Annotated in this window: 25 protein-coding genes and 3 tRNA genes; 10 read left to right on the top strand and 18 right to left on the bottom strand. The window is 67.2% G+C overall.

Annotated features, from left to right (window positions below; all coding sequences use genetic code 11):
- Positions 1-43 precede the first annotated feature (43 nt).
- From AU197_RS15095 to AU197_RS15085, 3 genes are all read right to left on the bottom strand, one after another.
- Positions 44-134 (bottom strand) — tRNA-Ser (locus AU197_RS15095).
- Positions 135-271: 137 nt separating this feature from the next.
- Positions 272-727, bottom strand: a complete 456-nt coding sequence (locus tag AU197_RS15090; protein ID WP_064403510.1) for a nucleoside deaminase — start codon at positions 725-727, stop codon at positions 272-274.
- The gene (locus tag AU197_RS15085) at positions 724-1,245 is read right to left on the bottom strand and encodes a tRNA adenosine deaminase-associated protein (RefSeq protein WP_064403509.1); all 522 of its coding nucleotides are present in this window, start codon (positions 1,243-1,245) and stop codon (positions 724-726) included. Before AU197_RS15085 ends, AU197_RS15090 begins: the two co-directional genes overlap by 4 nt.
- A gap of 149 nt (positions 1,246-1,394) precedes the next feature.
- Between AU197_RS15085 and AU197_RS15080 the strand changes: the two genes are divergently transcribed.
- Positions 1,395-2,354, top strand: a complete 960-nt coding sequence (locus AU197_RS15080; protein WP_082696690.1) for a prephenate dehydrogenase — start codon at positions 1,395-1,397, stop codon at positions 2,352-2,354.
- On the opposite strand, the gene AU197_RS15075 is transcribed toward AU197_RS15080, so the two are convergent.
- From AU197_RS15075 to AU197_RS15055, 5 genes are read right to left on the bottom strand one after another with little or no spacing between them, the layout of a single operon-like run.
- Positions 2,317-2,907, bottom strand: a complete 591-nt coding sequence (locus AU197_RS15075) for a putative glycolipid-binding domain-containing protein (RefSeq protein WP_064403508.1) — start codon at positions 2,905-2,907, stop codon at positions 2,317-2,319. The genes AU197_RS15080 and AU197_RS15075 overlap by 38 nt on opposite strands.
- 2 nt (positions 2,908-2,909) lie before the next feature.
- Positions 2,910-3,710, bottom strand: a complete 801-nt coding sequence (locus AU197_RS15070) for an ABC transporter permease (protein WP_064403799.1) — start codon at positions 3,708-3,710, stop codon at positions 2,910-2,912.
- Positions 3,711-3,718: 8 nt separating this feature from the next.
- Positions 3,719-4,393 (bottom strand): ABC transporter permease, encoded by a 675-nt coding sequence (locus AU197_RS15065; RefSeq protein WP_064403507.1) that lies wholly within the window; start codon positions 4,391-4,393, stop codon positions 3,719-3,721.
- A 3-nt stretch (positions 4,394-4,396) separates the two neighbouring features.
- Entirely contained in the window at positions 4,397-5,506 is a 1,110-nt protein-coding gene (locus AU197_RS15060; RefSeq protein ID WP_064403506.1) for an ABC transporter ATP-binding protein, read from the bottom strand.
- 10 nt (positions 5,507-5,516) lie between these two features.
- The gene (locus AU197_RS15055) at positions 5,517-6,407 is read right to left on the bottom strand and encodes an ABC transporter substrate-binding protein (protein WP_502687887.1); all 891 of its coding nucleotides are present in this window, start codon (positions 6,405-6,407) and stop codon (positions 5,517-5,519) included.
- A 178-nt stretch (positions 6,408-6,585) separates the two neighbouring features.
- On the opposite strand from AU197_RS15055, the gene AU197_RS15050 reads away from it, so the two are divergent.
- Positions 6,586-6,975 carry a LapA family protein gene (locus AU197_RS15050; protein WP_064403504.1) on the top strand — a complete coding sequence of 130 codons (390 nt, stop codon included), beginning with the start codon at positions 6,586-6,588 and terminating at the stop codon, positions 6,973-6,975.
- Between the two features lie 5 nt (positions 6,976-6,980).
- Here AU197_RS15050 and AU197_RS15045 read toward each other — a convergent pair whose 3' ends face one another.
- A complete protein-coding gene (locus tag AU197_RS15045) occupies positions 6,981-8,006 on the bottom strand; it encodes a phosphotransferase family protein (protein ID WP_064403503.1) in 1,026 nt (341 codons plus the stop codon).
- A gap of 10 nt (positions 8,007-8,016) precedes the next feature.
- A complete protein-coding gene (locus tag AU197_RS15040) occupies positions 8,017-8,619 on the bottom strand; it encodes a histidine phosphatase family protein (RefSeq protein ID WP_064403502.1) in 603 nt (200 codons plus the stop codon).
- A 17-nt stretch (positions 8,620-8,636) separates the two neighbouring features.
- Here AU197_RS15040 and AU197_RS15035 point away from each other — a divergent pair, with 17 nt between their 5' ends.
- The gene (locus AU197_RS15035) at positions 8,637-9,410 is read left to right on the top strand and encodes an SDR family NAD(P)-dependent oxidoreductase (RefSeq protein WP_064403798.1); all 774 of its coding nucleotides are present in this window, start codon (positions 8,637-8,639) and stop codon (positions 9,408-9,410) included.
- Between the two features lie 58 nt (positions 9,411-9,468).
- Here the strand turns inward: AU197_RS15035 and AU197_RS15030 are convergent, their stop codons facing one another.
- Positions 9,469-11,346, bottom strand: a complete 1,878-nt coding sequence (locus tag AU197_RS15030) for an alkyl/aryl-sulfatase (RefSeq protein WP_064403501.1) — start codon at positions 11,344-11,346, stop codon at positions 9,469-9,471.
- 51 nt (positions 11,347-11,397) lie between these two features.
- Between AU197_RS15030 and AU197_RS15025 the strand changes: the two genes are divergently transcribed.
- Complete coding sequence (locus tag AU197_RS15025; protein ID WP_064403500.1) at positions 11,398-11,946, top strand: cupin domain-containing protein; 549 nt, start codon at positions 11,398-11,400, stop codon at positions 11,944-11,946.
- Between the two features lie 8 nt (positions 11,947-11,954).
- Here the strand turns inward: AU197_RS15025 and AU197_RS15020 are convergent, their stop codons facing one another.
- The 4 genes from AU197_RS15020 to AU197_RS15005 form a co-directional block, all read right to left on the bottom strand.
- The gene (locus AU197_RS15020) at positions 11,955-12,368 is read right to left on the bottom strand and encodes an MmcQ/YjbR family DNA-binding protein (protein ID WP_064403499.1); all 414 of its coding nucleotides are present in this window, start codon (positions 12,366-12,368) and stop codon (positions 11,955-11,957) included.
- On the bottom strand, positions 12,361-12,864 hold the full coding sequence (locus AU197_RS15015) for a metallophosphoesterase family protein (protein WP_064403498.1): 504 nt from the start codon (positions 12,862-12,864) through the stop codon (positions 12,361-12,363). The genes AU197_RS15020 and AU197_RS15015 overlap by 8 nt, the downstream gene beginning before the upstream one ends.
- Positions 12,865-12,969: 105 nt before the next feature.
- Positions 12,970-13,042 (bottom strand) — tRNA-Arg (locus tag AU197_RS15010).
- Between the two features lie 45 nt (positions 13,043-13,087).
- Positions 13,088-13,179, bottom strand: a tRNA-Ser gene (locus tag AU197_RS15005).
- Between the two features lie 83 nt (positions 13,180-13,262).
- Here AU197_RS15005 and hisC point away from each other — a divergent pair.
- Both hisC and AU197_RS14995 read left to right on the top strand, forming a co-directional pair.
- On the top strand, positions 13,263-14,318 hold the full coding sequence (hisC, locus tag AU197_RS15000) for a histidinol-phosphate transaminase (protein WP_064403497.1): 1,056 nt from the start codon (positions 13,263-13,265) through the stop codon (positions 14,316-14,318).
- Complete coding sequence (locus tag AU197_RS14995) at positions 14,315-14,776, top strand: DUF4334 domain-containing protein (RefSeq protein ID WP_064403496.1); 462 nt, start codon at positions 14,315-14,317, stop codon at positions 14,774-14,776. Before hisC ends, AU197_RS14995 begins: the two co-directional genes overlap by 4 nt.
- A gap of 170 nt (positions 14,777-14,946) precedes the next feature.
- Here the strand turns inward: AU197_RS14995 and AU197_RS14990 are convergent, their stop codons facing one another.
- The gene (locus AU197_RS14990; RefSeq protein ID WP_064403495.1) at positions 14,947-15,525 is read right to left on the bottom strand and encodes a TIGR03086 family metal-binding protein; all 579 of its coding nucleotides are present in this window, start codon (positions 15,523-15,525) and stop codon (positions 14,947-14,949) included.
- A gap of 41 nt (positions 15,526-15,566) precedes the next feature.
- Here AU197_RS14990 and AU197_RS14985 point away from each other — a divergent pair, with 41 nt between their 5' ends.
- The 4 genes from AU197_RS14985 to AU197_RS14970 all read left to right on the top strand — a co-directional run bounded on the left by AU197_RS14985 (position 15,567) and on the right by AU197_RS14970 (position 18,618).
- On the top strand, positions 15,567-16,004 hold the full coding sequence (locus AU197_RS14985; RefSeq protein ID WP_064403494.1) for a hypothetical protein: 438 nt from the start codon (positions 15,567-15,569) through the stop codon (positions 16,002-16,004).
- 31 nt (positions 16,005-16,035) lie between these two features.
- A complete protein-coding gene (locus AU197_RS14980) occupies positions 16,036-16,851 on the top strand; it encodes a crotonase/enoyl-CoA hydratase family protein (protein ID WP_064403493.1) in 816 nt (271 codons plus the stop codon).
- A 152-nt stretch (positions 16,852-17,003) separates the two neighbouring features.
- On the top strand, positions 17,004-18,104 hold the full coding sequence (locus tag AU197_RS14975) for a type III polyketide synthase (RefSeq protein ID WP_197415549.1): 1,101 nt from the start codon (positions 17,004-17,006) through the stop codon (positions 18,102-18,104).
- Positions 18,105-18,114: 10 nt separating this feature from the next.
- Positions 18,115-18,618 (top strand): isoprenylcysteine carboxyl methyltransferase family protein, encoded by a 504-nt coding sequence (locus AU197_RS14970; RefSeq protein WP_064403492.1) that lies wholly within the window; start codon positions 18,115-18,117, stop codon positions 18,616-18,618.
- A 12-nt stretch (positions 18,619-18,630) separates the two neighbouring features.
- Here the strand turns inward: AU197_RS14970 and AU197_RS14965 are convergent, their stop codons facing one another.
- On the bottom strand, positions 18,631-19,542 hold the full coding sequence (locus AU197_RS14965; protein WP_064403491.1) for an NAD-dependent epimerase/dehydratase family protein: 912 nt from the start codon (positions 19,540-19,542) through the stop codon (positions 18,631-18,633).
- Positions 19,542-19,952: a hypothetical protein gene (locus AU197_RS14960; protein WP_064403490.1), complete on the bottom strand. Its 411-nt coding sequence runs from the start codon at positions 19,950-19,952 to the stop codon at positions 19,542-19,544. Before AU197_RS14960 ends, AU197_RS14965 begins: the two co-directional genes overlap by 1 nt.
- Between the last annotated feature and the right edge of the window lie 5 nt (positions 19,953-19,957).

Here is a 19,957-nt window from a genome sequence, read left to right as displayed (position 1 = left end):
TCTGCTTCAGTGACAGATCCTGACAATAGTGCCTGAATCGTTGTGGCGGTGGCGGAGGGATTTGAACCCTCGGACGGGGGTTACCCGTCACACGCTTTCGAGGCGTGCTCCTTAGGCCGCTCGGACACGCCACCGTGTGGCAGCTTACCGGGCGGGCACCTGTCTACTCCAATCGCTGCGGGGCGAGCGCCTTCTGTTCGCGAGAGTTACACCAGGGTCGTGAACTCAGGTCGACCGCGACCCGGTTGTACGTCTCGCGAAGGAACAAACGTCAGCGCTGGCGGGAGAAGAACGCTTCCAGCGGCGCCGCGCACACGTCGGCCAGCACACCGCCGCGCACCTGCGGGCGGTGCGTCAGCCGCCGGTCGCGCACCACATCCCACAGCGATCCGACCGCCCCGGTCTTGGGTTCCCAGGCGCCGAACACCACCCGCGCGACGCGCGCCATCACCAGCGCACCCGCACACATGGTGCAGGGTTCGACGGTGACCGCCAGCGTGGTCCCCTCCAACCGCCAGCCGTCGCCGAGCACAGTGGCGGCGGCCCGGATCGCGAGGATCTCGGCGTGGGCGGTGGGGTCGCCGAGCGTTTCGCGCGCGTTGGCCGCGCGGGCCAGCTCGGTGCCGTCGGCCGCGACGACGACGGCGCCGATCGGCACGTCCCGGGGCCCCGCGGCCGCAGCGGCCTCGAGCGCGGCGCGGATCAGCGTTTCGTCGTCGGGGGTCACCGACCCATACGGTCGAGTACGGCCGACAACTCGTCGGCGAAGCCCATCTCGCGGGCGATCCGGCCGAGCTGTTCGTCGGCGTAGAGGTCGGATTCGTCGAGAATGACGCCGAGCACGGCCTCGGGCAACCCGATGTCGGAGAGCAGGCCCAGATCGCCCTCCTCGAACGGTTCGGCCTCCTCGAGTTCCTCGGGCTCGATGTCGGCGTCGAGCATCTCCAACGCCTCGGCGGCGATGTCGTAATCCAGTGCGGCCGTGGCGTCCGACAGGAACAGCCGTGCCCCGGAGGGGGCGGGGCGCACGATCACGAAGAACTCGTCGTCGATATCCAGCAGCCCGAACACCGCTCCCGCGCTGCGGATTTCGCGTAGCTCCCGTTCGGCGTCGGCGAGGCTGGTCAGCGCCGCCTTGCGCATGGGAGCGCATCGCCACTTGCCGTCCTCACGGACGACAGCAACGCCGAAGCCGTCGGGAGTGTCCGTGGACTGCTCCCGCGCTTGTGCACGCTGTGCTCCCATGTCGGCCTACGGTAGTCGCCGACCTTGCCCTTTTCCATGTCCTTCGCATGTCCTCACCGCCCTTCTCCATGTCCCTCACCGCCTTTTTTCAGATTTTCGCCGCCCAACCTGACGTCGGTGGACGGCACGAGATGTGCCAACCTTGACCGGTGACCAACACACCGGTTTGCGTGCTCGGCCTCGGGCTGATCGGCGGCTCGGTCATGCGCGCCGCCGCGGCCGCCCGGCGCGAGGTGTTCGGCTACAACCGGTCGATGGAAGGCGTCCAGGCCGCGACCGCCGACGGGTTCGAGGCCACCGAGGATCTCGACGCGGTGCTGAAGCGGGCGGCGGCCGACAATGCGCTGATCGTGCTGGCGGTACCGGTGCCCGCCCTGGGTCAGATGCTCGGCCACATCCGCGAGACGGCCCCGGACTGCCCGCTGACCGATGTGACAAGCGTGAAAACTGCTGTGCTGCAAGAAGTTCAGACATACGAACTGCTGCAGCGATTCGTCGGCGGCCACCCGATGGCGGGCACCGCACACTCGGGCTGGGCGGCGGGCAATGCTCGATTGTTCGTCGGCGCGCCGTGGGTCATCAGCGTCGACGACCACGTCGACCCGCAGGTCTGGACGCTGGTCATGGATCTGGCGCTGGACTGCGGCGCGGTCGTCGTCCCCGCCCGCTCGGACGAACACGATGCGGCCGCCGCGACGATCTCTCATCTGCCCCACCTGCTGGCCGAGGCGCTCGCCGCCACTGCCGGTGAGGTGCCGTTGGCGTTCGCGCTGGCGGCCGGGTCGTTTCGCGACGGCACCCGGGTGGCCGCCACCGCGCCGGATCTGGTGCGCGCGATGTGCGAAGCCAACGCCGACGAACTGCTGCCCGTGCTGGATCACACGCTCGAACTGCTCACCAATGCCCGCGATGCGCTCGCCGCGCACAAACCGCTGACCGAACTCGTCGAATCGGGGCACGCCGCCCGCATTCGCTATGACAACTTCGGCAGGCCCGAGATCGTCACGATCGTCGTCGGCGAAGAACAGTGGCGCGAGGAACTGGCGGCGGCGGGCCGCGCCGGCGGGGTGATCAGATCCGCTCTGCCAGTCCTGGGTAGTCGAGGATGAACCCGTCGGAGTCGACGCTGATCGTGGTGTCTGCGACCGGCGAATGCAGCTTGATGCCGTCCTCGGCGCTGCTGTAGCTGATCACCGCCGTCTCGACCGACAGGTCCGGCAGTCGCACGTACACGACCGGACAGCTGATCGAGTCGGTCCGTCGGTACAGCCCGGTACGCCGAATCGGCAGGGCGTTGAAGAACGGGCTGAAGATGACGTCGACGTCCAGCGCGCCGTCGTACGCGGCGCGGCGTGACTCTCCGGTGTGCTGCTGGACCAGCCACATGTTCTCTTCGTCGCGGGCGATCGACAGTTGCCGTTCCCGCTCGGCCAGTGTGACGGTCATGGACAGCCGTTTGGTGCCGCCGGCCTCGTCGGTCACCAAGTCATAGGAAGCGGAGAACGCCGGGTGAGACGGCGTCGCGGCGGCCACGATCCTGCCGTAGGCCTTGATGCGGTTGCCCGACACATGCACCCGGACCGATTCCATCCGCGGGACGTCGTGCGCCCGCCACGTCAGGATCGCCGGCCATGTCTTCTCGGAGCCGCCTGCTTCACTCACCCCTATACCGTAGGCGAAGGGTCCCCTCGTTCGTAACGTGCTCCGCCGTTGCTTTTTCGGGCGCGCTGTGCTGTTGCGGGGGGACGGGATTCGAGAGCGACTTCGTCACCGAGGAACGGTTGGGGCATGCGTCGCCGACCGCGCAGCCGCCCGGTTCCCGGCACCGAGGCCCACACCGCGAACGCGAGCGCGGCGTCGAGCAGCAACGCCAGCGCCGTCACCATCAGCGCGCCGACCAACGCCAGATGGAACTGGCGCACCTTGATGCCGTCGATCAGATAGCGGCCCAGCCCGCCGAGGCTGGCGTACGCGGCGACGGTCGCGGTGGCCACGATCTGCAACGTGGCCGTCCGCAGCCCGCCCAGGATCAACGGCGTCGCGATCGGCGTCTCCACCCGCAGCAGGATGCGTCGTTCGGTCATGCCCATCGAGCGGGCGGCGTCGACGACCGTGCGGTCCACGTTGGCGATGCCGGCATAGGTGCCCGCCAGCAGCGGCGGAATGCCCAGCAGCATGAGCGCGACGGTCGGCGGTACCAGCCCGAGCCCCCACAGCAGCACGCCGAGCAGAAGCACACCGAGCGTGGGCAGCGCGCGCAGTGCGTTGACCCCGGTGACGACGAGGAACGTTCCGCGCCCGGTGTGGCCGATGAGCATCCCGACCGGAATCGCGATGAGCGCCGAGAAGAACAGCGCGACCACCGTGTACTCGAGGTGTTCGAAGGTCCGGGCGAGCAGCCCCGCGGGCCCTCCCCAGTTGACCGCGGTCATCAGGTAGGACAGCGCCTCCTGGAGGAACCCCATCGGCCCCGTCACGACGCCGCCTTGAGCCTGCGCCACACCGACACCCCGCGGGTCGCTCGCGTCCACGGTGTGAGCGCCTTACCGATGAGCATGATGAGGGTGTCGATGACGATCGCGAGCACGAAGATCGCGATGATGCCGGCGATGATCTGGTCGCTCTTGTTGGCCTGGTAGCCCTCGGTGAACCAGGTGCCCAGCCCGCCGATGCCGATCACCGATCCGACCGAGACCATCGAGATGTTGGTGACGGCGACCACGCGCAGGCTGGCGATCAGGACCGGAACAGCCAGCGGCAGTTCCACTTTCACCATCCGGGTCAGCGGTGGGTATCCGACCGCGGTCGCGGCGTCGAGGACTGTCGGCGACACCGCGTCCAGCGCCTCGGGCACCGCGCGCACCAGCAGGGCGACGGTGTAGAGCGTCAGCGCCACGATCACGTTGGCTTCGTCGAGGATTCGCGTGGGGATGATCAGCGGCAGGATCACGAACAACGCCAGCGACGGGATGGTGAACACGATGCTGGCGGTGATCGTCGTCAAACGCCGCACCGCGGTGGTGCGCTGGATCGCCGCGCCCACCGGAACGGCGATGACGAGTCCGAGCACGATCGGAACCAGCGACAGGCGCAGATGGATGACGGTCAGCGCCCAGAGGTCGTCGAGGTGCGTGAGCAGATACCGCATCGGCTAGCCCAGCTCCGGGACCCGGCGCTGCTTGTCGAGTTCGGCCAGCACGTCGTCGGCCCGGACCCCGCCGATCAGCCGTCCGTCGTCGTCCACGGCGACCCCCAGTCCGCTCGGCGAGGACAGCGCGGCGTCGAGCGCATTGCGCAGCGTCCCGTCCGGCCGGAACAGGGAACCACCGCCGATGGTGCTGTCGTAGAGCGACTTTCCGGTGCGGCGCAGGGCCACACCGTCGGCGTTGATCCACGCATACGGTTTCCGGTCGTCCTTGGTGACCAGTTTCCAGTCGCCGGAGCCCAACTCCAGCGCTTCGACTTCGGCCTCGTCGACGTGACCGATGTCGTGCAGCGGAAGTCCCGACGCGTGGAAGAACTGCAGGCCGCGGTATCCACGATCGGCGCCGACGAACGCCGCCACCTCCTCGTTGGCGGGATTGGACAGAACGAACGCAGGTTCGCCGTACTGCTGCAGCACCCCGCCGCGGCCGAACACCGCGACGCGATCGCCGAGCTTGACCGCCTCGTCGATGTCGTGGGTGACGAAGACGATGGTCTTGCGCAGTTCGCTTTGCAGGCGGGCGATCTCGGCCTGCAGGTCTTCACGCACGACGGGATCGACGGCGCTGAACGGCTCGTCCATCAACATGATCGGCGGGTCACCCGCCAGCGCGCGCGCCACACCGACACGCTGCTGTTGGCCGCCGGACAGTTGCGCCGGATAGCGGTCGGCCAACTTGACGTCCAGGCCCACACGTTCCATCACCTCCAGCGCGGATCGCCGTGCGCTGCGCCGGGATTCGCCCCGCAGCACCGGGACGGTGGCGACATTGTCGACCACCCGCAGGTGCGGCATGAGCCCCGCGCTCTGGATCACGTAACCGATGCCGAGCCTCAGTTTGACCGCATCCACCTTGGTGACATCGCGTCCATCGACGGTCAGGGTGCCCGAAGTGGGCTCGATCATCCGGTTGATCATCCGCATGGACGTCGTCTTGCCGCAGCCCGAGGGGCCGACGAAGACGGTCAGCGTCGCCTCGGGCACCTCGAGGGTGAGGTCGTCGACCGCGACGGTGCCGTCCGGATACCGCTTGGTGACATTGGAGAAGTTGATCATGAGTGTCCGCTCATCGCGTCTGCACCGGCTTGTCGAATCCGTTGTCCGCGATCCACTTCTGCGCCGCTTCGTCGGGATCGACGCCGCGGTTTCCCTCGACCGAGGTGTTGAGTTCGATCAACGCCTCGGTGGTCAGCCTCGCACTGACCGCGTCGAGCACGGTCTTGAGTTCGTTCGACATCTTCTGCGACGCGACCAGCGGCACGACATTGGCGGCGAGGAACACGTTCTCGGGATCATCGAGCACGACGAGCCTGCTCTGCTCGATCGCCGGTGACGTGCTGAAGATGTTGGCGGCGGTGATCGCCCCGCTGTTGAGCGCCTGCACTGTCGCCGGGCCGCCGCCGTCGCTGATGGCCACGAAGTTCGCCGGCGCGACGTCGAGGCCGTACCGTTCCTTGAGACCTACCAGGCCGGTGACCCGCGTCTGAAATTCCGATGGCGCACCGACTTTCACCTCCGGCGAGTGCTTGGCGAGGTCGCCGATCGTCTTCAGGTTCCATCGCTGCGCGGTCGCCTCGGTCACCGCGAGGGTGTCTTTGTCCTCCGCCGGAGAGGGATACAGGATCGACAGATCCCCGGGCAACACCTTGAGCAGTGCGAGCAGGACAGCGTCGGGGGTGGTGGCGGTGGTGTCCTCGTCGAAGTACTGCAGCAGGTTGCCCGTGTACTCGGGGATGAGGTCGATCGAGTGGTCCTGCACGGCGGGGATGTATGTCTCACGGCTGCCGATCCCGAACTGGCGGCGCACGGTGAAGCCGTTGGCCTCCAGCGCCTGGGCGTAGATCTCGGCGATGATCTTGGATTCCGTGAAGTCCGCGGAGCCCACCGCGATCGTCTTCAGGTCACCGGAGATCTCCCCGCCGCCGAGCGGGTTCGAGCTGCCGCAGGCCGTGCTCATCAGGAACGCGAGAACCATCACCACCGCGACGAACGGCAGGTGCCGGCGTCGCGGCATCGAGGTCATGAATTCGACAGTATCGACATCGCCGCAGCTACGCGCGGTTTGTCCCGCCGAGGATTGGACGGGCCACGTCAAATGCCGTTTGTCCGGGACGCGAAAGGGCAAACTTGGAGCCATGAGCACCGATCCGTATGGGGCGTCAGCGCGAAACGATCCGGAACCCTACGGTCCTCCCAACCCTGGGCCGCCGGTTCCGCCGACGGACGGCGAGATCGCCGATCACACGCCGCCGTCGGTCAAGAAGGTCCACTTCACCCGCGCGGCCGCGCTCTGGTCGGCGGTCATCACGGGGTTCCTCATCCTCATCCTGCTGCTGATATTCATCGCGCAGAACACCGAGTCGACCGAGTTCGCCTTCCTCGGTTGGAACTGGTTCATGCCGCGGGGTGTGGCGATTCTGTTCGCCGCGGTGTGCGGCGGCCTGATCACGGCGCTGGCGGGGGCAGCACGCATGGTCCAACTGCGTCGCGCCGCCAAGAAGAACTACAAGGCCGCGCTCCGGTAGTTCCGCTAGCCCAGCGAGGAGAGTCCGGCGTCGATCAACGGGGCGACCGCATCGTCGACCATGGTGACGAAGTCCGACGGCGCACCGCCCACCCGCCCGCGGTAGGCGATGCCCGCCGCGATGATGGCGAGCTTGAAGTACGCCAGCCCCATGTAGAACTCCCAGTGGTCCAGCGGCTGACCCGAGGCCACCGAATACCGTTGCGCGAGTTGGTCTGCCGGCGGTATCAGCGGCGACGCCCACGCGGCATCGGCATGCACCAGGTTGAACATCGGGTGTCGGTACACGCACATCAGCGCGGCATCGCTGACGGGATCGCCCAGGGTGGACATCTCCCAGTCCAGCACCGCCAGCACCTTGGTTCCGTCATCGGCGTCGAGCATCGTGTTGTCGATGCGGTAATCACCGTGCACGATCGCGCTGCGGCTCTGCGGCGGGATCGCCTCTCCGAGTGCGGTGTGCAGCCGCTTGACGTCGTCGTCGCGTTCGTCCCCGTCACGGCGCACCAACTCCCATTGGCCGCCCCAGCGCTTCACCTGGCGCTCGAGGTATCCGGTGGGCTTGCCGAAGTCGCCGAGGCCGACCTCCTCGGGGTCCAGGGCGTGCAGGTCGGCGAGCACCTTGATCAACGCGTCGACACAGGCGTCGATGTCGGCCTTGTCGCCGAGGGCCTCGAGCTCGGATGCGTGGCGGATCACGCGCCCCTCGACGTACGCGACCATCTGGAACGGTGCGCCGAGCACCGAGTCGTCGTTGCGCATGGTCACCGCGCGCGGGACGGGCACGACGGTGTCCTGCAGCGCCGAGATCACCTTGTACTCGCGGGCCATGTCGTGCGCCGACGGCGTCAAACCGTGCAGCGGGGGCCTGCGCAGCACCCACTTCGAGTGGTCGTCGCAGACGAGGAAGGTCAGGTTCGATCGTCCGCCCGAGATCAACTCCGCCCGCAGGTCACCGGAGCGGGCGATGCCCTCCGAACGCAGATGACGGTCAAGGGCGTCGAGGTCGAGCCCCTCGGGTGAAACGGTCACTCGCAAATGTCTACCACTGCTGATTTCTGGGCAGCAGGTCCCATACGTGCTCGGTGGAGTTGACGCCCGCCACGAAGAACGCCTCGCGCGACGACGACCACAACAACCGGGTGATACCGGCGTAGTCGACCTGCACGCACAGCAGCCGCTCGGTGCCCATGACGTCGTGGACCACGGCGTTGATCACGCCGCCGTGGCTGAACAACGCCACGGTGTCCTCACGCTCGGCGGCCCTGACGATATCGTCGACCCCGGCCTTGACCCGGGCGATGAACGCCGACTGGTCGACACCGCTGGGCAGCTCACCGTTGGCGAGCCTGCGCATGTCCTCTTCGGAGATCTCCTCGACGGGCGTGTAGTGCGAGAGGTCGCGGTCGTATTCGGCGAGCCGGTCGTCGATGTCGATCGACAGGCCGAGCGCCTCGGCGACCGGCTCGGCGGTCTGGATCGCGCGCTTCTGGGGGCTGCTGACCAACCGTGAGATGGGGAACCGCGCCAGCGCGTCGGGAAGCCGTTTGGCCTGTTCGATGCCCTCTTCGGAGAGGTCGGGATCGGAGCCCTGCCCTGGTTCGCTGCGCAGGGGCAGAGCGTGTCGAATGATGAGCAACTGCACCGTGCCACCATATGGCCATGGGTTCAGAGAGCGATTTCGCAGCCGAGTTGTTCGATCTTTCCGACCGTGTCGTGCTGGTCACCGGCGGTAGCCGCGGGCTGGGCAAGGAGATGGCGATGGCCGCCGCGCGCTGCGGCGCGGACGTCGTGATCGCCAGCCGCAAGTATGACTCCTGTGTGGCGACCGCCGAGGAGATCACCGCCGCGACCGGCCGCGCCGCGTTGCCCTACCAGGTACATGTGGGGCGGTGGGATGAGCTCGACGGACTGGTCGACGCCGCCTACGAGCGGTTCGGCAAGGTCGACGTGCTGATCAACAACGCGGGGATGTCGCCGCTGTACGAGTCGCTGCCCTCCGTCACCGAGAAGCTGTTCGATTCGGTGATCAACTTGAACCTGAAGGGCCCGTTCCGGTTGTCGGCACTGGTCGGTGAGCGCATGGTGGCCGACGGCGGCGGCTCGATCATCAACGTGAGCTCGAGCGGTTCGCGCCGACCCCGCCCCGAGCAGCTCCCTTACTCGGCGGCAAAGGCGGGACTCAACGCGCTGACCGAGGGGTTGGCGCTGGCCTACGGCCCGACGGTGCGGGTCAACACGCTGATGCCGGGTCCGTTCCTCACCGACATCAGCAAGGCCTGGGACATTCCCGCGACGCAGAAGGGCGCGGCGCACTTCGCGCTGCAACGGCTTGGAGAGCCGCCGGAGATTATCGGCGCCGCACTGTATTTGATGTCGGACGCGTCGAGCTACACATCGGGATCGATCATCCGCGTCGACGGCGGCATGCCCTGATTTTCCGCGATTTCGGTGTCGCAACCGTCGGTGAGCGACTGTTTGGACACCGAAATCGCTAAGGCGTGACGATGTTGAACGCCGGATCCGGGCGGTCCAGCGCGCCGACCAGCGACTGCAGCGCGCCGGCGTCGCCGGAGATGTCCAGGCCCGGTGAGCTGTCGTCGCCCGCGGCGAGCGCGACCAGGCGCAGCTTGGTGGCCACTTTGACAGTCGCCTGGGCAGACGCCTCATCGGCGACCACCTTGCGGTGCACCAGCACGCCGTTGCGCAGCGTCAACCGGTAATTGGTGTCGGTGTCACCGAAAGTGACGTCGACGGCGATGTCGAGATCCCATGCCCGCGGGCCGTTCACGCTGATCGCGAGCGCATCGAAGATCTGCTCGGGGGCCAGCTGCGCCACCATCGACGTCGACGCGGACTGGGTGGGGGTGCCGAAGTTGCCGTCGCGGAGTTCGGTCGCTCCGGAGAGAAAGAAGTTGCGCCACACCGCGTTCTCGGCGCCGTAGGCGAGCTGTTCGAGGGTGTCGGCGTAGAGTTCGCGAGCGGCGTCGTGGTGCTCGTCGGTGAAGATAGCGTGATCGAGAAGGGTTGCCGCCCAACGGTAGTCACCTTGATCGAAGGCGGTTCGCGCGATCTCGACCACCCGGTCCAATCCGCCCATCGCCTCGACGTAGCGTGGGCCGGCGGCTTCCGGCGGATGCGCCCACAGCCGCCCCGGATTGCCGTCGAACCAGCCCATGTAGCGCTGATAGACCGCCTTGACGTTGTGGCTCACCGAACCGTAGTAGCCGTGCGCGTGCCAGGCCTTCTGTAGCGCGGGAGGAAGCGTGAAATCCTCGGCGATCTCGATACCGGTGAAGCCCTGATTCAGCCGACGCAGCGTCTGGTCGTGCAGGTACGCGTACAGGTCCCGTTGCAGCGACAGATACTCGACGATGCGGTCCCGTCCCCAGGTCGGCCAGTGGTGGGATGCGAACACGACATCGGCACGGTCGGCGAAAGTGTCGATCGCCTCGGTCAGATAGCCGGCCCATCCGTGGGGGTCGCGCACCAGTGCGCCGCGCAGTGTCAGCAGGTTGTGCAGGTTGTGGGTGGCGTTCTCGGCCATGCACAGAGCGCGGTATTTCGAGAAGTAGAAGTGCATTTCGGCGGGCGCCTCGGTGCCCGGCGCCATCTGGAACTCGATCTCGATCCCGTCGACGGTGTGGGACTCGCCGGTCTCGCGGATGTCGATCGTCGGGACGATCAGCGCCACTTCGCCCGTCGACGTCACCTGACCCAGCCCGCATCCGACCTGCCCCTGCGGTCCGCGCGCCAGCAGTGCGCCGTACATGTAGCTGGCACGGCGGCTCATCGCGGTGCCCGCGTAGACGTTCTCCTGCACGGCGTGTTGGGTGAAGTGCTCGGGCGCGATGATCGCCACCCGGCCGGCGTCGACATCGGTCTGGGAGGTGACGCCCAGGACACCGCCGAAATGGTCGACGTGGCTGTGGGTGTAGATGACCGCTGTGACGGCTCGATCGCCCCGGTGTTCGCGGTAGAGCGCCAGCGCCGCCGCGGCGGTCTCCGTGGAGATCAACGGGTCGATGACGATCACACCGGTGTCGCCCTCGACGAAGGTGATGTTCGACAGATCGAATCCGCGCACCTGGTAGATGCCCTCGACCACTTCGTACAGTCCCTGCTTGGCGCACAGCCGGCTCTGGCGCCACAGGCTGGGATGCACCGACGGCGGGGCGTCCGCACCGAGGAAGGCGTAGCTGTCGTTGTCCCAGACCACCCGCCCGTCGGCCGCCTTGATCACACAGGGGTCCAGTGCCGCGATGAAGCCGCGGTCGGCGTTGTCGAAGTCCTCGGTGTCGTCGAACGGCAACGACGTCAGGTGCTCGCGGTGTGCGGCCTCGATGACAGCGGTGGGGGGTTTCTGCTGCATGGCGACACGATATTCATCCCACCGTCGCCGCGGGGCTGGTTCACTGACCCCATGCAAGTACGCCGAGTGGTGACCGGTCACGATTCGTCCGGCAAGTCCGTCTTCGCCAGCGACGAGAGCGTCGCGCCGATCCAGACGATGTTGATGCCGGGCTTCGAGAACCATCTGCTGTGGGGCAGCGACCAGACGTGCCGCTTCCCCGACGACGGTTCGATGCCTCAGTGGCACAACTACTTTCCGCCGGTCGGGGGTTTCCGGTTCGCGATGCTGACGTTGCCACCGTCGCACGGTGTCGAGGCTCCGGAGTCGCTCGACATCGACGAGGCGATGGCCGAGATGGAGGAGAAGCTGCCGGGGATGCTCGGCTACATGGACTACACGGACCCCGGTATGCACACCACCGACACCGTCGATTTCGAGGTGGTGCTGGAGGGCACTGTCGTTCTCGAACTCGACGACGGAGCCGAAGTGACCCTGCAACCTGGCGACACCGTCGTGCAGAACGGCACGCGGCATCGCTGGAAGAACCCGGGCGACACGCCGGCTCGCATGGCCGTGTTCATCTGCGGCGCCGAGCACGCGAACGTCCCGCCGAAATAGCCGCGCGGTCAGCCCTGGTGCTCGGCCAGCCACCGATCGGCGCGGCGTTTCGAAGCGCGCGAGAGCCAGGCGTCCTGGATCAGTTCGGTCAGCTCGACCTTCCCGATCTCGCGTAACCTGCTGGCGCGCACCAGAACCGAGGGGTGGCCCTCGAATCGGTCGGTCGTGAAGAACGGTGAGCCGCGATCCTGGACGAGCGCGAGCTTGTCCATCTCCGACTCCACCCAGATCATGATCACGTCGGCGTAGCGTTCGCCGGTCTCGGGATCTTCGGCGTCGGGTTGCGGGGTGCGGAAGAACACGAACGACTTGCCCCCGACCTGGTAGATCGGGTTGCCCTTGGGCCCCTCGATGCGCTTGACGTGCGGCATCGACGCGGCGATCTCGTGGACGTCGGCGACCCGCGCCGGTCGGTCACGCACGACGGTCCAGGGCGTGCAGGATGACGTTGGACAGCGTGCCATTGCGCACGGTGGCCGTCATGTAGGTGCAATGGGGCTGGCGCCGCCGGTCGGTTGGCGAACCCGGGTTCAGAAGCCGCAGACCGGTTTTCGTCGTCGTATCCCATGGGATGTGGCTGTGACCGAATATCAGCACGTCGGTGTCGGGATAGGCCTTGGCCATGCGTGCCTCGCGGCCGGTCGCCGCACCGGTCTCGTGGACGACGGTGAAACGCAGCCCCGCGAGCGTGACATCGGCCCGCTCGGGCAGCCGGCGGCGCAGTTCGGCGCCGTCGTTGTTGCCCCAGCACGCGACCAGTCGCTTGGCACGGGCCTCGAGCGCGTCGAGCAGCGACGGCTCCACCCAGTCACCGGCGTGCACCACCACGTCTGCCTTCGTCACTTCATCCCACACCCGCGAGGGCAGGTCCTTGGCGCGCTTGGGAACGTGAGTATCGGCGATCAACAACAGCCGCATGCCTGCCAATCTAGTGGCGGCCGACGGCGCCGCCGAAACTGAGGTTATGCGTCACATCCGGCCCGGAGGTCGAACACAACTTCAGACTCGGCAGCACAGTCTGAGCGCGCCCGGAGAGACTCGAACTCCCAACCTTCTGATCCGTAGTCAGATGCTCTATCCGTTGAGCTACGGGCGCATGGTCGATCTTCAGTGTTCAGTTGTCCGGCTGACGGGTCAGCCGTGGCGGAGGCGAGAGGATTTGAACCTCCGGTCGCCTTTGAGGGCGACAACTCATTAGCAGTGAGCCCCATTCGGCCGCTCTGGCACGCCTCCCGACGATTACCGCCGATCCGACAGCGTACACATGGGCCACCGGGCGAGGCAAAGCGCATTCGGCCGACCCATAAACTGGTGCGGTGACCGTCCGGCTGCGTCCCGAACTGGCCGATCTGCCCGCCTACACCCCCGGCAGGACGGTTCCCGGCGCCATCAAGATCGCCAGCAACGAGACGGTGCATCCCCCGCTGCCGAGCGTGCGCGCGGCAATCGAGGACGCCGTCGGCAACATCAACCGCTACCCGGACAACGGCTACGTCGAGCTCCGCGAGCGGCTCGCCAAGCACGTCAACTTCGCCCCCGAGCACATCTCCGTGGGCTGCGGCTCAGTCAGCCTGTGTCAGCAGTTGATCCAGATCACCTCGACCGTCGGCGACGAGGTGCTGTTCGGCTGGCGCAGCTTCGAGATCTACCCGCTGCAGGTGCGAACGGCGGGGGCCACACCCGTGCCGGTGCCGCTGACCGACCACACGCACGACCTCGACGCGATGCTGGCCGCGATCACCGATCGCACCCGGCTGATCTTCGTGTGCAATCCGAACAACCCCACGGGCACGGTGGTCGCACCAGATGCGCTCGCCCGCTTCGTCGCCGCCGTGCCGCCGCACATCGCGATCGCACTCGACGAGGCCTACGTCGAGTACATTCGCGAGCCGATGGTTCCCGACAGCCTGGGTCTGGTCCGTGCACATCCCAACCTCGTTGTGCTGCGGACGTTTTCGAAGGCCTACGGGCTGGCGGGTCTGCGGGTCGGCTACGCGGTGGGCGACCCGGATCTCATCACCGCGCTTGGCAAGGTGTACGTGCCGTTCACCGCGACCAGCGTGTCGCAGGCCGCGGCGATCGCGTCGCTGGACGCCGCCGACGAACTGCTCGAGCGCACCGACACGGTCGTCGCCGAACGAGCCCGCGTCACCGCGGAACTGCGCGCAGCCGGCTACACCGTGCCCGACTCGCAGGCCAACTTCGTCTGGCTCCCCTTGCCAGGGCGGGCCCAACAGTTCGCCGAGGCGTCGGCCGACAACCGCATCATCGTGCGGCCCTACGGCGACGACGGAGTACGCGTCACCGTCGCCGCGACCCACGAGAACGATGCGTTCCTCGACTTCGCCCGCCGATGGATAGGACAGCCATGAGCGACGCACGCGAGACCTTCGACGAGTTGGTGGCGCGCACCGACACCATCTCCGACGCCGAACTCGACGAGTTCTGGGCGACGCTGACGCCCGCCACCATCGACTTCATGATCGGCGAGTGGAAGGGCGGCGAGTTCCACACCGGTCACAAGGCCAACGGGTTCATGGAACGTCTCAACTGGTTCGGCAAGACGTTTCACTCCGCGACCGACGCCAAGCCCCTGGTGTGCCTGGACTCCGACGGCAACAAGTTCTCCAACACCGAGGCGATGAAGGGCGAGGCCAGCCTTTGGATGGAGGAGTTCCGCGGGGAGGTGACGGCCTCGATGGTCTACGACGGCGCGCCGGTGCACGACCACTTCAAGGTCGTCGACGAGAACGCCGTCGTCGGCATCATGAACGGCAAGGGCGCGCTCGACGGCACCCGGCACCTGTACTTCTACCTCGAGCGGGTTTGAACGCTCGCGAGATGAACACCAGGGTCGTGGGGGCGGCGGATCCACAGCCCTGGCGTACGTTTCGCGAAACGGCTAGCCGGCCGTCTCGGCGGAACGGCTAGGCCGGCTGGCGTACGTCTCGGCGGAGCGGCTAGGCCTGCTGCCGGCTGGCGTACGTCTCGGCGAAACGGCTAGGCCCGCCGGCCGGTGTAGGCGAGCAACCGCGTCAGCGCATCGGCGTCGGCGGCGACGTCGATCGGGTCGTCGAAGCCGGCGTTGACGCGCCCTTCCGGCGTGATGATCTTGCGCGCCAGGCCCAGCACGTAGTCGGACAACGGCTCCGGGGCGTTGACCTCGCGTCCCACCGCCGCGGCGTAATCCCACGCGTGCACCAGGAACTCGAGCGAGAGGATGCCGACCATCACCCGGGCCGGCACCTCGTTGCCGCCGAACTCCACGGTGCCGTCCAGCCCGCGACGCTGCCAGGCGTCCAGCGCTGCCCGCGCGGCGAACACCACCTGCTGCTCGATCGGCGCGCCGCGGTCGCGCTCACCGAACTGCGCACCCGCCATGGCGCCGAGCGTGGTGATCGAGTTCAGCAGGTGGTCGGTCAGCGCAGCCACGTCGAACTCCCGGCACGGTGTCTGCTTGTGCAGATCGTCGGCGGCGATGCCGTGCAGCACGTGCTGCAGCACGGCGAACGATTTCTCCGCCGCTCGCAGTTCATCGGTCGGCGGTGATTCGGGTCCTGCACGCAAGTCATCGGGCATGACGCCACGCTACGTCGCGGTGGGGCGTTATCGTTGCCGGGATGAGGACGCACGTGCGAGTGGCGGCGGCGGTGCTGGTCTTCGCCGGTGTCGCGGCGGGATGCTCGCGCACCACCGAGGGATCCGTCGCGATGACGACCGAACCCGGGCCACCGTTGACCACCTCGCCGACGCGGCCGACATCACCGTCGATCCCGGGGCTGCCCGACATCGGACTACCCGACATTCCGCTGCCGACGCGCAACACCGACGTCCCGGTGGTCCCGGCGCCGCCGAACGCGCTGTCAATGAAATGCGACGAGTACAACGGGCTCGACGAGGCGACCCAGGTGGCCGTGATCCGCGAGATCCTTAACCAGGAGGGCAACCCGCTCGGCCCCGACGGCGAGGGGATCGGCCAGATGCTGGTCGACGCCGCCTGCCAGTTCCTGCCCAGCGCCACCGTTAACGAGGTGCTGCTGGGCAAGCCGCCGCCGTGACGGGTGTCGTCGCCGACTAGCGTGTGGGGCCATGGGCGAGACCTACGAATCGGTCACTGTTGACGTCTCCGATCACGTCGCGCGGGTGACGTTGATCGGCCCCGGCAAGGGCAACGCCATGGGCCCGGCGTTCTGGGCCGAGCTGCCCGAGGTGTTCGGCACGCTCGACGCCGACCCGGAGGTGCGAGCCATCGTTCTGACCGGTTCGGGCAGGAACTTCAGCTACGGACTCGACCTGGCCGCGATGGGCGCCAGCCTGCCCGGCCGGGATGCCGGCGCCAAGGGCCGCCTCGGGTTCCACACCACCCTGACGAAGATGCAGGGCGCGATCAACGCCGTCGCCGATTGCCGCACCCCCACCGTCGCCTCGGTGCACGGCTGGTGCATCGGCGGGGGCGTGGACCTGATCAGCGCCGTGGACATCCGGTACGCCAGCGCCGACGCGAAGTTCTCCGTCCGCGAGGTGAAGCTGGCCATCGTCGCCGACGTGGGCTCGCTGGCGCGGCTCCCGCTGATCCTGTCCGACGGGCACCTGCGCGAACTGACGCTGACCGGCAAGGACATCGATGCCGCCCGCGCCGAGAAAATCGGTCTGGTCAACGACGTGTACGACGACGCCGACGCCTCGCTTGCGGCGGCGCACGCCACGGCCGCCGAGATCGCCGCCAACCCGCCGTTGACGGTGCACGGCATCAAGGATGTGCTCGATCAGCAGCGCATCGCCCGGGTGTCGGAGAGTTTGCGCTATGTCGCCGCCTGGAATTCGGCGTTCCTGCCGTCGAAGGATCTGGGCGAGGCGGTGACCGCGATGTTCGAGAAGCGGCCGCCGAAGTTCACCGGCGAATGACGTTGATTCCCAGCACATTCCCACCGGGTTCCCGGCTCACTGCCAGTAATCAGTAGTACTGAATCCCTTCTCACACAAGGGATTTCGGCGAAATTGCTGTGCGATGCGTCACCTCGGGCACCATTTCTCACTGCAGTCGCGTTCTGCACTACATGGCAAATACAACCGATTTCGCGTCGCTCGATCGTGGCGCGATCCAACGAATCAGTGCGCCCCGAATCGGGGGCACCGCGGTGGCGTTCACCTCGAATCGCTACGAACAAAGCGATGTCGCATCGATGCTCACCAGCGTCGGCGGGCCCGAGTTCACCCGCTTCGCACAGACGAGTGGGGTGCAGAGTCGCAGTCTCTCGCTTCCGCTGTCGCGCTATCCGAAGTTGTCGGGTTTCACCGAGGCGAACAACGCCTACATCGAGGTGGCCGCCGATCTCGGGGAACGGGCCGTGCGGTCCGCGCTCGAGGCGGCACACGTCGCCCCGGGTGAAGTCGACGCCATCGTGTTCGTGTCGAGCACCGGTGTCGCCGTGCCCACCATCGACGCTCGGGTGGCATCCCGAATCGGGCTGCGGCCGGACGTCAAACGAATTCCGTTGTTCGGGCTGGGATGTGTCGCGGGCGCAGCCGGGATGTCGCGCGTGCACGACTATCTGAGGGGATTCCCCTCCGACGTGGCCGTCCTGCTTTCCGTCGAACTGTGCTCACTCACGTTGCAGCGCGACGACACATCGATACCCGCCCTGATCGGCGCCTGCCTGTTCGGTGACGGCGCGGCGGCGGTTGTGGTCTCCGGAGCCGACCGGGTTCCTCCGACGATCGCGCACGCGCCCGCGGTGCTCGCGACCAGGAGCCGACTGTTCCCGGACACGGTCGACGTCATGGGATGGAACGTCACATCGGATGGCTTCGGGCTGGTCATGTCCCGTGAGGTCCCCCACATGGCGGCGAACTACCTCGAGGAAGAGGTCACCGGTTTTCTCGGTGATCACGGACTCACGGTGGCAGACATCACCGCGTGGATCTGTCATCCCGGCGGCCCCAAGGTGATCGATGCGATCGACAACGCGATCGGTCTGCCGCCGGAGGCGAATGTGCACAGCCGAAACTCGTTGCGGGAGAACGGTAATTTCTCGTCCGCATCGGTGCTCGATGTGCTGCACCGCACGCTCGCCTCGCCGCCCGCCCCCGGGTCGTTCGGTGTGTTGCTGGCGATGGGCCCCGGCTTCAGCTTCGAGCTGCTCCTGCTGAAGTGGTGAGGACCCGACAATGGCGTACTACTTGTTCATCGTCGCGATCGGGCTGGAACGACTGGTCGAGCTGGCGGTGTCGCGGCGCAACACGCGGTGGTCTCTTGCCAACGGCGGCAGGGAATTCGGACGGGGCCACTATCCCGTGATGGTCGGCATGCACACGCTGCTGCTGGCGTCGTGCATCGCCGAGGTGGCGGTCCTGCACAGACCTTTCATCCCCCTGCTCGGATGGCCGATGGTGGCCGTCGTGTGCGCGAGCACCGCGCTGCGGTGGTGGTGTGTCGCGGTGTTGGGTAAACGGTGGAACCCCCGGCTCATCGTGATCCCGGGAGCGCCTCTCGTGCACCACGGCCCGTATCGGTGGCTGCACCATCCGAACTACACCGCGGTGGTGGTCGAAGTGACAGCGCTGCCTCTGGTCCATTCGGCGTGGCTGACCGCGGTCGTCTTCACCGCGGCCAATGCCCTGGTGCTCAACGTCCGCATCCGGGCCGAGAACGCGGCGCTCGGGTACGCGTGAAGAGTCAGACCCTCAGATCCGGGGACGCGGCGTCCAACCGAGTTCGGACTTGGCCTTGGCGTTGGACAGCGGCAGCCAGGTGTCGCCGAATGCGGTGACGCCGTAGGGCGCGGCGAGCTTGAGCACCGTACGCGGAATGCGTAGCTGCCGAGGCCGTCCGAGCTTGTCGCCCAGCTCCCGGATGTAGTCGTTGAAAGACTGCGGTCGGTCGTCGACGATGTTGTAGATCTGGCCGCCTCGGCCGCGGTCGAGCGCGGCCGCGGTCGCCTTCGCCACGTCGTCGATGTGGACCCACGACACGATGCCGCCGCCACCCATGTCCAGCGCCACCCGCCATCTCGCCAGCCGCGCGAACAGCTCGTCGTGCGGCACACCGGATCCGTAGAAAGCGCCGTAGCGCAACACGATTCCCTCGGTGTCGCTGTGTTCACCCGACGCCAGGACTTTCTGCTCCATCCCGCGCAGCGCCGCCAGCATGGCATTCCCACCAGCCGGAGCCGGGCCGGGGTAGGGGTCGCTCTCGTCCATCAGCGCCAGGCCGGTGGTCGGATAGCCGTAGGCGAACATGACGGATTCGGCGACGACGCGCCGCACACCGGCACGTTGTGCGGCGGCCAGCAGATTCGGTGCACCCATACCCCAGAGCTTCCTCGCGGGCTCGAAGTCTGTGACCCGCATCGGTCCCCGCTTCGGAAGCGTGGTCAACAGCGAAACGACCACCTCAGGGCCGATATCGGCGACGGTCTTGTCGATGTCGTCGGTGTCGAACACGTCGGCGACCACGGGTTTGGCACCCGCGGCCGTGATCGCGCCGGTCTTGTTCGGTGACCGCGTCACTCCGATGACCTCGTGGCCGCGGGCGTCGAGTTCCCGTAGCAATGGGAGGCCGGGCACGCTGGTCGCGCCGGCAACAAGTACTCGCATCATGGCCTCCTGTCGGCGATGACGCTGGCGCGCAACGCGATCGCCAGTATCGCGGTGGTGAATACCAGGCCGCCCGCCTCCAGCCAACCGATCCAATCGCCGGCACCGTGGTGGGGGTCGATGATGTGGCTGAGCGAATGCAGCGCCCAGTGCAGCGTCGCAAATGCCAGTGCCGGAGTGCGCCATCGCGGCCACCGCACCGCGGCGAGCAGCATGAGTCCCTGCGGCACTTCGAACGTGGCCACGTCGAAGATGAAGTGGTCATTGCGCGCACCGAAGTTGCCCAGCGTGTCGAAGAACGTGCCCGGGGCGAACATCATGAACAGCCCCACAGACAACGCGTAGAGCCCGAACACGAGGAGGGTCACCTCGACGAAGCCGGTCCTTGTGCGCGTCGGTGTCGATGTCATACGGT

Source organism: Mycobacterium sp. IS-1590 (assembly GCF_001500025.1).
Taxonomy (GTDB): Bacteria; Actinomycetota; Actinomycetes; order Mycobacteriales; family Mycobacteriaceae; genus Mycobacterium.
Note: the sequence above shows the minus strand (reverse complement) of the source record. Positions and strands in the feature narration are given on the sequence as shown.